The sequence below is a fragment of the Gordonia sp. NB41Y genome, assembly GCF_030718915.1.
Classification (GTDB): Bacteria; Actinomycetota; Actinomycetes; order Mycobacteriales; family Mycobacteriaceae; genus Gordonia; species Gordonia desulfuricans.
Window position 1 is genome coordinate 1784946 of sequence record NZ_CP132196.1, and the last position, 14321, is coordinate 1799266.

Annotated in this window: 11 protein-coding genes; 4 read left to right on the plus strand and 7 right to left on the minus strand. The window is 69.4% G+C overall.

Going from position 1 to position 14321, the window contains the following annotated elements:
- The first annotated feature begins 4 nt into the window (after positions 1–4).
- Positions 5–1261 (plus strand): geranylgeranyl reductase family protein, encoded by a 1257-nt coding sequence (locus Q9K23_RS07605; protein WP_053778843.1) that lies wholly within the window; start codon positions 5–7, stop codon positions 1259–1261.
- A 23-nt stretch (positions 1262–1284) separates the two neighbouring features.
- On the opposite strand, the gene Q9K23_RS07610 is transcribed toward Q9K23_RS07605, so the two are convergent.
- The 4 genes from Q9K23_RS07610 to menD all read right to left on the minus strand — a co-directional run bounded on the left by Q9K23_RS07610 (position 1285) and on the right by menD (position 5504).
- On the minus strand, positions 1285–2025 hold the full coding sequence (locus Q9K23_RS07610; protein WP_053778875.1) for a demethylmenaquinone methyltransferase: 741 nt from the start codon (positions 2023–2025) through the stop codon (positions 1285–1287).
- Positions 2026–2035: 10 nt separating this feature from the next.
- Entirely contained in the window at positions 2036–3205 is a 1170-nt protein-coding gene (locus tag Q9K23_RS07615) for a glycosyltransferase family 1 protein (protein ID WP_053778876.1), read from the minus strand.
- A gap of 97 nt (positions 3206–3302) precedes the next feature.
- Entirely contained in the window at positions 3303–3809 is a 507-nt protein-coding gene (locus Q9K23_RS07620) for a DUF3592 domain-containing protein (protein ID WP_305950457.1), read from the minus strand.
- Between the two features lie 36 nt (positions 3810–3845).
- Positions 3846–5504, minus strand: a complete 1659-nt coding sequence (gene menD / locus Q9K23_RS07625) for a 2-succinyl-5-enolpyruvyl-6-hydroxy-3-cyclohexene-1-carboxylic-acid synthase (RefSeq protein WP_305950458.1) — start codon at positions 5502–5504, stop codon at positions 3846–3848.
- Between the two features lie 27 nt (positions 5505–5531).
- Here menD and Q9K23_RS07630 point away from each other — a divergent pair, with 27 nt between their 5' ends.
- The 3 genes from Q9K23_RS07630 (at position 5532) to Q9K23_RS07640 (ending at position 9229) form a co-directional block, all read left to right on the plus strand.
- Positions 5532–6155, plus strand: a complete 624-nt coding sequence (locus Q9K23_RS07630; RefSeq protein ID WP_053778877.1) for a class I SAM-dependent methyltransferase — start codon at positions 5532–5534, stop codon at positions 6153–6155.
- A gap of 671 nt (positions 6156–6826) precedes the next feature.
- Positions 6827–7912, plus strand: a complete 1086-nt coding sequence (locus Q9K23_RS07635) for an AbrB family transcriptional regulator (protein WP_053778844.1) — start codon at positions 6827–6829, stop codon at positions 7910–7912.
- Between the two features lie 42 nt (positions 7913–7954).
- The gene (locus Q9K23_RS07640; protein WP_053778845.1) at positions 7955–9229 is read left to right on the plus strand and encodes a saccharopine dehydrogenase NADP-binding domain-containing protein; all 1275 of its coding nucleotides are present in this window, start codon (positions 7955–7957) and stop codon (positions 9227–9229) included.
- A gap of 50 nt (positions 9230–9279) precedes the next feature.
- Here the strand turns inward: Q9K23_RS07640 and Q9K23_RS25170 are convergent, their stop codons facing one another.
- From Q9K23_RS25170 to Q9K23_RS07655, 3 genes are all read right to left on the minus strand, one after another.
- Positions 9280–10845 (minus strand): Ig-like domain-containing protein, encoded by a 1566-nt coding sequence (locus Q9K23_RS25170; protein WP_315972039.1) that lies wholly within the window; start codon positions 10843–10845, stop codon positions 9280–9282.
- Positions 10751–13192, minus strand: a complete 2442-nt coding sequence (locus Q9K23_RS07650; RefSeq protein ID WP_053778846.1) for a hypothetical protein — start codon at positions 13190–13192, stop codon at positions 10751–10753. Before Q9K23_RS07650 ends, Q9K23_RS25170 begins: the two co-directional genes overlap by 95 nt.
- A gap of 262 nt (positions 13193–13454) precedes the next feature.
- Entirely contained in the window at positions 13455–14111 is a 657-nt protein-coding gene (locus Q9K23_RS07655; protein WP_053778847.1) for a PaaI family thioesterase, read from the minus strand.
- Positions 14112–14321 lie beyond the last annotated feature (210 nt).

Below are 14321 nucleotides of genomic sequence, written 5' to 3' on the forward strand. Positions count from 1 at the left end.
TCCGGTGACCACCGACGCGCCACGTATCGACATCCCCACCTCCGCCGACGTCCTGGTGGTCGGCGCGGGTCCGGGTGGGTCGGCCGCCGCCGCCCACGCCGCCGCCGCCGGGTACGACGTCGTGCTCGCCGACGCCGCCGCCTTCCCCCGCGACAAGACCTGCGGCGACGGCCTGACGCCGCGGGCGGTGGCCGAGCTGGACACCCTGGGCATGGGTGATCTGCTCGACGGCCGTCCGCGCCTGGACGGTCTGCAGCTCAACGGCTGGGGACGGTCGGTGTACGTGCCGTGGCCGTCGGGCCGCTTCCCCACCTACGGCAGCGCCATCGCACGCACCGAACTCGACGACGCGATCCGCCGGTTCGCGCTCGGCCGCGGTGCGCGGATGGCCGCACCCGCCAAGGCCGTCGACGTCGTCCTCGACGACGGCCGGATCACCTCGGTCGTCCTCGACACCCCGGCCGGGCGGCACCGCATCCGCGTCGGCCAGGTGATCGTCGCCGACGGGGTGCGGTCCGGGCTGGGCAAGATCCTCGGGCGCACCTGGCATCGCGACACCGCCTACGGCGTCGCCGCCCGCGCGTATGTGCCGTCGCCGCTGTCGGATGCACGGGTGATGGGCTCGCATCTGGAGTTGCGCGGTCCCGACGGCGAGTTGCTGCCCGGCTACGGCTGGGTGTTCCCGCTCGGGTCGACCGGCCTGCTCAACGTCGGCGTGGGTGCGCTGGCCACGGCCGAACGACCGGCGAGCATGGCGTTGCGGCCGATCCTCGAGCACTACGCGCGGATGGTCGGCGACGAGTGGCAGATCACCGGAAACCCGGTGCGGATCGCATCCGCGCTGCTGCCGATGGGCGGGGCGGTCAGCGGGGTCGCCGGCCCCAACTGGATGCTCGTCGGCGACGCCGCGGCATGTGTGAACCCACTCAACGGCGAGGGCATCGACTACGCCTTGGAGACCGCCCGTCTGGCGGTGGCACGTCTGGACGCCGGCGATCACACCGAGGCGTGGCGGGCCGAACTCGTCGAGCACTACGGCACGGCGTTCTCCGCAGCCCGTCGCCTGGCCGGGTTGCTCACCATGCCGCGCACCGTGCCGATCCTGGGACGCCCCGGAATCCGGTCACAGCGTCTGATGTCGATGGTGGTGCGCGTCATGGGCAACCTGATCACCCCCGACGACGCCGACCTCGTCGCCCGGGCCTGGCGGTCGGTGGGTCACCTCTCCAGCCGCGTGGACGATCGCCCACCATTTGCCTGATATCCGTTGCAGAACAACGAGACTCAGACACGCACCCCGGAGTGGATCGCCGCGATGCCGCCGGTGAGGTTCTCCCAGCGGACGTTGTCGAATCCGGCGCCGCGGATCAGATCGCCGAGGCCGAACTGGTCGGGCCACGCCCGGATCGATTCCGCCAGATAGACATACGCGGCCGGATTCGACGACACCCGCGTGGCCACCGCCGGCAGCGCCTTCATCAGGTACTCCATGTAGACCGTGCGGAACGGTCGCAGCGTCGGCGTGGAGAACTCGCAGATCACCAGGCGCCCACCGGGTTTGAGAACCCGGTGGAGTTCGCTCAATGCCTGCGGGACGTCGTGCACGTTACGCAGACCGAAGGAGATGGTGGCCGCATCGAACGACCCGTCGGCGAACGGCAATGCCAGCGCATCGGCCGCGACCTTCGGGACGTCGCGCTGTGCCCCGGCCTTGAGCATGCCGAGCGAGAAGTCGGCGGCCACACACCGCGCCCCCGACGACGCGAGCTCCACCGTCGAGACGGCCGTCCCGGCCGCCAGATCGAGCACGATGTCGTCGCGGGTCAGTGCCAGGGCCTTGCGGGTCGCCTTGCGCCAGCGCCGATCCTGCGCGAACGACAGCACGGTGTTGGTGATGTCGTAGCGCTTGGCGACGCCGTCGAACATCGCCGCCACCTCGGCGGGATCCTTGTCCAGACTCGCGCGATCGACGTGTTCGTGGTCGTTGCCGGCGGTATCGGTGCCGGCACGATCGGTATCGGCCATGCCGACCACGCTACCCGGCGAGCCGAATCCCCTCGGACGTCAACCCGCCCTCGCCGCGGCTCTCGGCGATCACCGCACGGTAGTGCCCGACGAGTTCCTCGCACAGCGCCGGCCAGGTGCGGGTGCGCACCGCCGCGAGTCCGGCCCGGCCCATCGCGGTCCGCTGCACCGGATCGCGCAGCGCGTCGATGGCCTCACCGATCCGCGCCTCGTACTCGCCGGGTGCCAGCAGGAACCCGGTGGCCATCGGCGTCACCAGATCACGCGGCCCACCGGCGTCGGGTCCCACCACCGGCAGCCCCGACGCCATGGCCTCCTGGATGGCCTGGCAGAACGTCTCGTGCTCGCCGGCGTGCGCGAACACGTCGAGGCTCGCATAGGCGCGCGCCAGCTCGGCGCCCCGCAGTTCGCCGGTGAACACCGCATTCGGGCACAGCCGGCCCAGCCGCGCACGTTCGGGGCCGTCGCCGACGATCACCAGCTGCACGCCGGGGTCGGCGTCGAGCGGGGCGAGCCGCTCGACATGCTTCTCCGGGGCGAGCCGGCCGACGAAGCCGACGATCAGCCGGTCGGCTCCCCCGGTCCACTCCGACCGCAGCCGCTCGTCCCGATGGGCCGAGGAGAACTGCTCGGTGTCCACCCCGCGGGCCCACCGGTGCAGCCGCGGCACCCCACGCGAGGCGAGTTCGGCCATCGTCGCCGACGACGGCACCAGCGTCCGCGCGCACAGGGTGTGCAGCAGCCGGGTGTACTGCCAGGCGGCGCGGCCGGCGAGTTCCATCTTGTAGGCCTCGGCGAATCCGGCGACGTCGGTCTGGAACACCGCCACCGTGGGCACCCGCAGCGTGCGGGCGGCCACCGCCCCGGCACCGCCGACGACGAACGGGGATGCCAGATGCACCACGTCGGGGCGGACGTCGCGCAGCGTGCGGTAGAGCGCCGGGGTGGGCACCCCGATCGGCAGGGAGGTCACACCGGGGAACCGCATCGACGGGACGGTGTGGACCGGGGTGCGCCGACCCACCTGTGGCGGTGCGGTGTGGCCGTCCCGGACCGAGTCCGGGGCGATCACCACGGCCGTGTGACCGGTGCGTTCCAGGTGATCCACCACCCGCAGCACCGAATTGACGACCCCGTTGACCTGGGGCAGGAAACTCTCGGCGACGATCGCGACGCGCATGAGGGCATCGTCCCGAGACGCGGTGACGGTGGTGGTGGCCGGACATGACGCCGACGCGAACTGTCCGCGAATGTCCGGCGTCACACGGCCTCACCCCTCAGGCGTCGACGGTCTCCCGCTCATCGGCCGGCCCGGGCTCGGGCCGTGGCCCGTCGTCGTCGGCGGCGGCCCGGCGCTGCGACCAGCGCACCCACCGGCGGTTGCCCTCGGCGATCAGCAGCATCAGTGCCACCACCACGATCCAGCCGATCACCGCGACCGACGCCGCCGGGATGATCGACAGCGTCCAGTCGCGTCCGGCCGGGCGTGCCAGGTCGGGGTTGGTGGTGTCGTATTCGACGCTGATCCGCTGTCCGGTGCCCAGCTCCGTCGGGTACAGCAGGCCAAGACGCGGGCTGACGATCTGCCCGTCGGGGGTCTGGAAGTAGGCGACGGCGTGCAGGCGGTCGGCCGAGACGATGTCGGCCATCACGGTGCCCTTGTTCGCGTCGATCGCCGCATCGTTGCGATAGGCGGCGACGACGATGCACGCCGACAGCACCGTCACGATCAGCCCGATCACCAACAGCGTCTTCTGGACACGACGCAGGATGACCGGACTCATGTCGCCCAGGATACTCAGCCCCGTCCCGGAGCCCGTTCAGCGCAGCCGCGCACCGATCCCGGCGTGTACCGCGCGCAGCCGGTCGCGGTCGGTGCTCACCTCGATCACCTCGATACCGGTGTCGGCGTCGGCGGCCAGGGCCGACGGCAGTCCGTCGAGTCCGACGAGCCGGTGCGGGATGTGGAATCCGGCGCACAGCGAGGCGATGTCGGTGTGGTGCGGCGTCCCGAACACCCGCTCGTAGGCCCCGGCGTAGGCGCCGGTGTTGAACCGCGGATCGCCCTGCTCGAGCATGCTGAAGATGCCCCCGCCGTCATCGTTGGCCACCACGATCGTCAGCCGGTGCGGCCGCGGCTCACCCGGTCCGACGATCAGCCCGGTCGCGTCGTGGATGAAGGTCAGGTCCCCCATCAGCGCGACGGTCCGCGTGCCCGGATGTTCGGCGTCGCGGGCCAGCGCCGCGCCGATCGCGGTGGAGTTGGTGCCGTCGATGCCGGCCACCCCACGGTTGGACAGCACCGTCACCCCCGGCCCGAGCCGGCCGGCCAGGGCGATGTCGCGGATCGGGTTGCTGGCGCCGACGACGAGCTGCTCGCCGGGGCCCATCGCCGCCGACACCGCCCGCGCCACGTGCAGGCCGGTCGTCGAGCCGGGGGCGTCGAGTTCGGCATCCACCGCGTCGAGGACCCGCTGGTGCACCGATGCGCAGTCCTTGAGCCAATCCTCGCGGGGTTCGGCGATCGCCTCGACCCGGGTGCCGGTGGCGTAGACATTGCCCGACACGTCCGGCCAGCGCGGGCCGGTGGTGACCGCATACACCTTGACCTGCGGGTCGGCGAGCAGTCGCGACACCCCGCGGTGCAGGGTGGGACGGCCGCAGATGATCGCCTGCCGGGGCGTGATGTGGTCGAGCGCGAGTGGGTGCAGCGGGGTGGCCGGATGCGGTGCGGTCGGTTCGGCGATGGTCGGGATGCCGTCGAGTGCCGGATGGTGTCCGGCGCCGTGACCGGCGATGACGACGGTGTCGGCGGACAGGTCGATGGGCAGCGGGATGTCGAGTCTGCCGACCGGTGCCTGCGTCCACGGCATACCGTCGGGGCGGCCGGCGCAACTCCCGAGGTCGTCGTCGGGGAAGGTCTCGGGGTCGGGGACGAGGGGCTCACGCAGCGGGATGTCGAACTGCACCGGGCCCGCGTTGCCGGTGCGGGCACCGCGCGCGGCTGCCAGGACCCGGCCCACCGCCGACCGCCACTGACTGTTGGTGTCGAGATCGGATTCGGCCAGGCCCAGGCTGATCGTCGCCCGCACCTGCGTGCCGAAGATGCCGAACTGTTCGACGGTCTGGTTGGCCCCCGACCCGAGCAACTCGTACGGCCGGTTCGCGCTGACCACCACCAGCGGGACGCGGGCATAGTTGGCCTCGAACACCGCCGGACTCATGTTGGCCACCGCAGTGCCGCTGGTCATGATGATCGGCACCGGCCGTCGCGACGACACCGCCAGCCCCAGTGCGAGATATCCCGCCGACCGTTCGTCGATACGCACGTGCAGCCGCAACCGTCCGGCGGTGTCGGCGGCATGCAGCGCGAAGGCGAGCGGCGCATTGCGCGAGCCGGGACACAGCACCGCCTCGCGGACACCGCCACGGATCATCTCGTCGACGATCACCCGCGCCTGCAAAGTCGAGGGATTCATGGCTCCCACAGTATTAGGCTGGTGGTGATGGGTTTCTACGACGACCGCGTCCTGCCCCACGTCATCGACCTGACCTGCGGGTCCTCGATGCTCGATCCCCTGCGTGCCCGGACCTGCACCGGGCTGTCCGGTGAGGTACTCGAGATCGGTTTCGGGTCGGGCCGCAACGTCGGCCGCTACCCCGACGCCGTCTCCCGGGTGGTGGCGGTGGAACCGTCCGACGTCGCCTGGCAGATGGCCGGCTCCCGGGTCGCCGGCTCCCCGGTCCCGATCGAGCGTGGCGGCCTCGACGGGCAGCGGCTGCCGTTCGGCGACGACACCTTCGACGCGGCGCTGTCGACGTTCACCCTGTGCACCATCGCCGACCTGCCGGCCGCGCTGCACGAGCTCGCCCGGGTACTACGCCCGGGCGCGTCATTCTGCTTCCTCGAACACGGCCACGCACCCGACACCGCGATACAGCGGTGGCAACGACGCCTCGAACCGATCCAGAAGCGGGTCGCCGGCGGTTGCCACCTCACCCGCGACATCCCGGAACTGCTCGCCGACAACGGTTTCACGGTCACCGGCATCGACCAGTTCTACCAACGCGGCGTTCCCCGGCCCTACGGCGCACTCAGCCTCGGGACCGCCACACCCACAGACATTTGATGGAACGCAACCACCTCTGAGGTGGTCACCCCCCGAACTCGGCCGACGGAGATTTCGACACGACTCGTCGCTACGCTCCTCGTCGGCTCAATCAACGTGACTGCCGCGCAACACTCTTCGCGACACTTCCGCATCGATCGTTGATTTCGACAAGCTCAATCCGACGGACCAGGACGTCCTCGCGCAGCGAGGCCGACCGGCCGTCGAAACCTCCGCACCCCACACGATGGTTGAGCAGGACGTCCTCGCGCTAGCGAGGCCGACCGGCCGTCGAAACCTCTGCCACCTGGCGCTGGAACATACCCACCTCAGAACTGGTCACCTCCCAACGTCGGCCGACGGAGATTTCGACACGACTCGTCGCTACGCTCCTCGTCGGCTCAATCAACGTGACTGCCGCGCAACACTCTTCGCGACACTTCCGCATCGATCGTTGATTTCGACAAGCTCAATCCGACGGACCAGGACGACCTCGCGCTAGCGAGGCCGACCGTCCGTCGAAACCTCCGCAGCCATTTGATGGTTGAGCAGGACGTCCTCGCGCAGCGAGGCCGACCGGCCGTCGAAACCTCCGCAGCCCACGCCGGAACACAACCACCTCCCAAGTGCTCACCACCCGGCACCCACCCCGCACCCGGACATTCGGGGGACGCACCCCTACCCTGTACCCGGTGCCCCTCTGGATTCTGCTCATCACGCTGACCGCAGCCGGGACGTTTCTGCTCGAACTCGCCGACGTCGACGCCGCCGCCCTCTTCGCCGGCCTCGTGGTGGCAGCGGTGCTCGCGATCGCGGGTTACGCACCTCGGGCCACCGCGGCCCCGAACCCCGACGACACCGACACCCCCGACACCCCGATCGTCCCGCGACCGGTCTTCTTGTCGGCGCAGGGTGTCCTCGGTGTCTTCATCGGCACCATGGCCGACCCGGACACACTGTCGGGCCTGGGGTCGTCGTGGTTCCCGGTGCTGGTCATGGGTTTGGGCACGCTGGTGTTGTCGGTGGCCGGCGGCACCCTGCTGGGCCTGCACAAACAGGTCGACACCCTGACCGGTGCGCTCGCACTGGTGGCCGGCGGGGCGTCCGGTCTGGTCGCGCTGACCCGCGAACTCGGCGGCGACGAGCGGATGGTCGCGGTCATCCAGTATCTGCGGGTCGCCCTGGTCACGGTGACCATCCCGATCATCTCGTCGTGGGTGTTCGGTGCGTCGTCGGCACCGGTCAGCGCGGCGGGCCCGGGCCTCGTCGACCAGGCGTGGGGTCTGCTCCTGCTCGCCGTGTGCATCGGGATCGGCGCCCCGCTCGGGCGCCGGCTGCATCTGCCGGCCGCGGGTCTGCTCGGCCCGATGGCCTTGACCACCGTCGCCGAACTGACCGGCATCGCCGCGAACGCCGAGGTCTCCCCCGTGCTGCTGGCCGTGGCGTATGCGGTGATCGGCTGGCAGGCCGGGCTCGGTTTCACCATGCCCCGACTGCGCGCGATCGGCCGGGTGCTGCCCCTGGCAGTCGTCCTGATCGTCGGGATCGGCGTGGGCTGTGCCGCACTGGGCGTGCTGTTGTCCGTGTGGACGCACGAGTCCATGTTCGACTGCTATCTCGCCACCACCCCGGGTGGCATCTATGCGGTGCTGGCGGCGGCGACCGCAGCCGGCGGGAACGTCGCATTCGTGGTCGCGGCGCAGATCCTGCGGGTTCTGCTCATGTTGTTCGTCGCGCCGTTCGCGGCACGATGGGCCGCCCGCCGGATGAGTACCTAGCGCAACTGTGACCTACGTCGCGTAACGGTTACTCTCGGCACCATGAACGGGGAATCCACAGCTTCATCGTCCGACCGTGAGTTCGACGTCATCGTCTTCGGCGCCACCGGCTTCGTCGGCGAGCTGACCGCCCGCTACCTGGCCGAGCACGCCCCCGCCGGGACACGGATCGCACTGGCCGGGCGCACCGAGACCAAACTCGCCGAGGTGCGCCGCCGGCTCCCGGCCACCGCGGCGTCGTGGCCGCTGGTGGTCGCCGACGCCGACTCACCGAGCTCACTGGATGCGATGGTCGCCCGCACCCGCGTGATCTGCACGACCGTCGGCCCGTACCTGCGCTACGGCGAGGCCCTGGTGGTGGCCGCAGCATCGGCCGGCACCGACTACGTCGACCTCACCGGCGAGGTGCCGTTCGTCCACTTCTCCATCGCCAAGGCCCACGACACGGCCGTCGCGACCGGCGCACGCATCGTCCATTCCTGTGGCTTCGACTCCGTCCCGTCCGATCTCGGCACCTATGTGCTCTACCGCAAGGTGTCCGACGACGACGCCGGCACCCTCACCGACACCACCATGGTGGTGCGGTCGATGCGCGGTGGCCTCTCCGGCGGCACCATCGATTCGATGCGCGTGATCGCCGAGCAGGCCAAGGACCCGCAGGTCCGCCGGCTGCTGCTCAATCCGCAAGCACTCTCGGGCACACCCGCCGACACCCCGAAGGTGTCGATGTCGAGCGAGCCGAGCGACATCGCGATCGTCCGCGGCAAGAAGGTCGACCCGTCGTTGTCGGGGACGCTCGCCCCGTTCTTCATGTCCTCGTACAACACTCGCGTCGTCCGCCGGTCCGATGCGCTGCTCGACGGCGCCTACGGCCCGGACTTCCACTACTCCGAGACGATGAACGTCGGTGGCGTGCCCGGACTCTCGACGCTGATCGCCGGTGTGGTGGGCGTGGGTACCGGGGCCTTCCTGGGGGCGATGAGCTTCGGCCCCACCCGTCGGCTCCTCGACAAGGTTCTCCCCGACCCCGGGCAGGGACCGAGCGAGAAGAGCAGGGACAAGGGCCATTTCGTCACCCAGACGTTCACCCGCACCAGCAGCGGCCGCCGCTACCGTTCGCAGATGCGCGCCCAGGGCGATCCCGGTTACAAGGCCACCGCGGTGATGCTGGGCGAGAGCGCGCTGACCCTGGCCCTCGACCGTGCCGCCCTGCCTGCCCGGACCGGTGTGCTCACGCCGGCTGCGGCGATGGGCGAGGCACTGGTGGACCGTCTGCGGGCCGCCGGTTTCCGGATCGACGCGCAGGAACTCACCTAGAACACAGACGGATTCGGTGACCGGGCCCGAACGCCCGGCCACCGCCCCACTCACACCCGGGTGGTGTTGTTGTTCGCGAACAGCGACTGCAGCCAGGTGAGGAAACTCTGCCATGCCTGCGACACCGCCGACGAGAACCCGGACCGGATCGCCGACACCAACTGGTCGAACACCGACCGGGTCGGCTGCTCCGGCTCCACGACGACCGGCTTGGTCACCGTGACGGTCACCGTCTTAGTGGTCGTTCCGCCGTGCCCGTCGTCGACGGTGACGGTGAAGCTGTCGGTGAAGTCGCCCGCGGCACGCTTGACCGGATCCGGTGTGTAGGTGAGGGTTCCGTCGCCGTTGTCGGTCAGGGTGCCGTGTGCGGGATCGGTCGTCGTGACGGTCACTGCGTCGGCGTCGGCGTCGGCGGTGACCACCGAGACCACCACCGCCCCGGTCTCGGCCGACGGCGCACCCTGGCTGGTGGCGACGCTCGGCGACTCGTTGGCCGGGTCGATACCCACGTTCACCGTCACCGGCGTCAGCCCACCATGCCCATCCGAGACCGTCACCACAAACGAATCCGACGTCACACCACCACCGGCTGCGGCATGTTCCACCCCCGCATCCGGGGTGTAGACGAACGACCCATCCGGCCCCACGACCACCTTGCCGTGCGTGGGATCGGAAGTGACGTCGAACTGCAACTCGTCGTCGTCGGCATCGGCGGCTACGATCGTGCCGGTGTACCCGTCCTGCACCAACTCGGTGACCGTGGGCGCCTGGTTGGCCGTGATCGACACCGACACCGGCACCACCAGGACACCACCGTGTCCGTCGCGCACCGTGACCTCGAACGAATCCTGCAGTGTCTCACCGTGTACCGGTGCGGTCGCCGGAATGTAGGTGTACGTGCCGGAGGAATCGACCACCGCACCACCCGATCCCGGTTGCGTGGTGACCTCGTAGGTGAGGGTGTCGCCGTCCGGATCGGTCACACCCAGCGAGCCGGTCTCGCCGCCGGACACCGCCGACGGCCCCGCCGGTCCGGCATTCTGTCCGACGATGCCGACGTCCACCCGGATCGTCTGGGCCTGTCCGTACCCGTCGGTGTAGCTCACCTCGAAGAAGTCCTGCGTCGCACCGCCGGCCGCCGCGGCATGGGCCGCCTCGGCACTCGGCGTATAGGTGTACACGTACAGAGTGGTCCCCGCGAAGTTGCCGCCCAGATACGGCGCCAAGGTGACCGTGCCGTGCTCGGGCTCGGTGGACACCGAGTAGGTGATGACGTCGGCGTCGGGATCGAACCCGTACAGGACGCCGGTGGTGGTGCCCGTCTGGGCGATCTGGACCCATGGACTCTCATTCGTCGGGAAGTCGGTCCCGTCCGCACCGTCCAACCACGTATCGCCTCCGCTGGAAACTGCCGTGATGATCCCGGCCAGCACCGGCTGACCGGCCGCATTCCGTTCCCCTTGAACCACATACGCGGTCGTGCGGTAGTTGTAGCCGTCGCTGTCGGGGGTGAAGGTCTGGCTACCTCCGGCCTCGATCAGGTGGAAGGCGACGGGCTGATGCGTGGAGTCGTACTCGATCACGCTGATCGGTGCGGTTCCGTTGTTGGTGATCACGACCTGACCGGCATCGTCGAGGGCATAGGCCACCCCTGCTCCGGTCAGCGTGGTGCGATCGCCGAAACGCGGGATCGTCGTGTTGCTCGCGACGAGCTTGGTCTCGTCGGAGTCCGCCGGCGTCCAGTACCGGTCGCCCGGGTCGACACCACGCCAGTCCCCCAGGGTCAGTGCGGGATTCCCGTCCCCGGCGATCGGATCGAGTGACTGCACCGTGCCGGGCGAATGGGCGATGACACCGTAGACGACCGGAACACCGGCATGGGTGCCGGTCGTGGCCTTGGGACCTTGGACCACGGCGAAGCCGGTGCCCCCGGAACCGGCGGCCGGGGCGTCGTAGGTTCCCCCCCGGGGCGATGACGACGAACTCCGAGTGGCTGTGGTCGTACGCCATCCAGCTCACGGCGATGTCGTGGTCACTGTCGTTGTGGATCGTGACGATATCGCCATCGCGCGTGTAGTAGATGCCTTCGGCGACACCGTTGGCACCCACCATGGTGCTCGGCAGCACGCCGTTGCTCACGCTGGACGTACCCTCCTTGACATCCCAGAAGCGATCGTCGGGATCGAGGGCATACTCGGCATCGGTCTTGAGCGGGTACTGACCGCTCGCCGGCGACACCTGACCGTCGACCGAGGTGAGCGCGCCGATGATTCGGATGGCGCCCGACGCATCCCGTTCCTGCTGCACCATGTACGCGACCTGCCCGGTGGGCGGCACCTGGAGGGTCGCCGATTGGCCGGGGGCCAGAATGGCCATCCCGGGGCCGACCGGCTGCAGGAACGCGTCATAGGCGACCACCGCGACCGTCTCGTCGGAGTCGTTGGTGAACGTGATCGTGCCGTCCTCGGCGGAATACCCGTAGTGCACGCCGTGGTTGTCGCCGGCCACTGCCGCGGTCAGGGCCTCGTTGGGCGACCAGAAGTGATCATCGGGGTCCAGCGGGCCCCAGACCGGGTCGGACAACCCCGGAACACCATCGCCGAAGTACGCGTCGTATGGGAGCACGTACCCGGGTGATCCTGCCGACGGAGCGACCCGGAGGATGGCACCGTAGATCTGCGCCTTACCGGCATTCGGCCCCGTGGTCTCCTTGGGTGCCTGGACGACGATGACCCGGGACCGATCGTCGGTGGCGCTCGACGAGTGGGTCTGACCTGCACCGATCACCACGATCTCGTCGAATTGCAGGGTCGAGCCGTCCGCGGTCGAGTAGACGCTGACCGCGATGTCGTGGTCGGAGTCGTTGTGCACGACGATCGCGCCGTCGTCAACGGTGTAGTACACGTTCTCGTCGTGTATGCCGACACCATCTGCAGGCCAGTATCCGGTCGTGGCCGGATCGTCGGTCTGCCAGAACCGGTCATCCGGTGCGACCTGCGCGGCCACCGCGATCAGGCTGCGCGCCAATGCATTCGGCACACTCGACGCGGTCAGGTCGAAGGATTCGAGGTCGGATTTCGGGGCGTGCCGACCGAGGACCAGTTCGGCGATGGTGGCCTTGGGGATAAACTGCTTCTCACCCGGTCCGACCAGTCCGAGGTAGTCCGATCCGTCGTGACGGCTGCGCCGGTTGAGCACCCCGGCGACCACGGCGGCCTGGTTGACCAGGATCAGCCCTTCGGTGCCACTGCCGCCGGTCAGCCGGTAGAACAGCTTGCCGATCAGCCCTTCCGGCTCCTCCGGCGACTCGATCGCCCCCACCGGGATCTCGATCAGCTCCGACCCGCCGGCAACGGTCCCGGCCCCCTGACCGGTACGGGGCTGCCCGGCGGCCGCCGGGGCGGGTGTGGCGGTATGCCGTCCGCCCGGGAGCCGATGCCGCGGTGGCGTGGTGGGCGCGTCGTGGGCGTCGGAGTCCGCCACGACAGGCGATCCGAGTTGTGATCCGGTGACCGGTGCACCCTGGGTCGGGACGCTGGTCGTCGTCGACGGTTCCGGACCGGTCGCACCGGGTTCGGATGGGTCACCCGACACCGGTTCGGCGACAGCCGTTTCCGTCTCCCCGGTGTCATCGGCCGTGGAATCACCGGGCACACCGGTCGAGGCCGGCGACCCCTCGGCCCCCGCCTCGGACGTCCCGCCATCCGAGGCACCTGCATCGCCGGTCCCGGAGCCCGACGCGCCGGAATCCGCGGACTCCGGCCCACCCGACCCGGAATCATCCTCCACATCAACGGAATCGGTACCGTCATCCGTTTTCTCGACGCTCGTACCGGAACCGGCCCCGCCGTCGTCGGCCAGTGCGACAGCGACGGGACTCGCCGCGAACAATGCCGCTGCGATACCCGAGGAGGCGACGACGCGCCGTGTGAGACCGAGTTTCTTGACCGAGGACTTTGTCATTGTCCGTTCCTTGTCATGTCGCAAATGCGGAGGAAGTCACCGGAATCCGTGATCCCGGACACCTGACGAATCCGACACAAACTAGCACCGGACATGTACGGCGCACAGCGCCAAATCGTCGTCCGAAGATACGAATTCGGCGCCGTCGTAATCTTTTTGGGGGACACCCAGAACGCTTTCCTTCGCACGTTCATACGACAGAGGCCGGTGCGAGTGGATTCCACTCGCACCGGCCTCGTGAACCGATCAGATGGTCAACCGATCACGGCTGTCCGGGCTTCAGCGCGATGAACAGTGCATCGACGTCGGCACACAACCGGTCTCCGTCGTGCAACGTGCCCTTCACGAACGCCTTGCGGCCGTCCAGGGTCTCGACCCAGGTGCGCATCTGTAGCGGCGTGTCCAGCGGGGTCAGTGACCGATAGCCGACGGTGAGGTAGGCCGTGCGTGTCACACCCTCCACCTTCAGCGCCGACGCCAGACCGCCCAGGTCGTCGAAGGCGACGGCGATGTGTCCACCGTGCGCGGCCTTGTTGCCGCCGAGATGGAACGGCCGGAAGGTGACGTCGGCGATCACGCCGTCCGGTCCGCCGTCGGTGACCACATAGGGCGGCAACGTCAGGTTGCCCCGCGACGGCAGGTCGATCCGCGTCCCCGAGGGCGTCTCCCACTCGTCCACCTGAACCTTCGCGAGGTTCTCGTTGAGCGCCCGGACCTGCGCGATCATCGCCTCGGTGAGTTCCTCGGGCGGGCAGGCGTAGCGCGCCAGATCCATCAGGCGCCGCAGTTCCTCGTTGAGCTCGCCATAGCGTGGGCCACCGCGCGTGGTCGAGATGTCGATCTGCGCCCGGAACCCGCCCTCATGCGGCGACGACGCGTCCGCGGGGCGATCCCATTCTGAATGCGAGACTGGACTCATGTCCGCTACGCTATCGGCACCTCGACGGCACCGACCGGGCGAGGCCCACTTGGGCCGGTCCTCGACCTGCTGGAAGCCGATGTTCAGCTGCTGTGTCGATGCGGCGATCCATTGTGGGTGCCCGACGTCGCGGGATGCCCCCGACGTGGTCGGCGCGGCCTCTCCTTACGGTCCCGTAGGGCGATCATCCGACCGAACACAAGCGCAACG